Origin of the sequence: Actinoallomurus acaciae (assembly GCF_042429965.1) — a bacterium.
In the GTDB taxonomy this organism is placed as follows: domain Bacteria; phylum Actinomycetota; class Actinomycetes; order Streptosporangiales; family Streptosporangiaceae; genus Actinoallomurus; species Actinoallomurus acaciae.
Window position 1 is genome coordinate 1 of record NZ_JBHLZP010000655.1, and the last position, 203, is coordinate 203.

The following is a 203-nucleotide window of genomic DNA, read 5'->3' on the forward strand; positions in this document are numbered from 1 at the left end:
CCTGGAGCTCAAGCTGACCGTCAACACGATGGTGGATCAGCTGTCGGCGTTCGCCGGTGAGGTGACGCGGGTGGCCGGTGAGGTCGGTACGGAGGGGCGGCTCGGCGGCCGGGCGCAGGTCCGTGGTGTGTCGGGGGTGTGGAAGGACCTGACCGACAACGTGAACTTCATGGCGTCGAACCTGACGTCGCAGGTGCGCAACA

1 protein-coding gene is annotated in these 203 nt (G+C 67.0%); it reads left to right on the top strand.

The window, feature by feature from the left end:
- On the top strand, positions 1–203 hold a 203-nt coding region (locus ACFFNX_RS44280; protein WP_446678558.1), incomplete at both ends, for a hypothetical protein.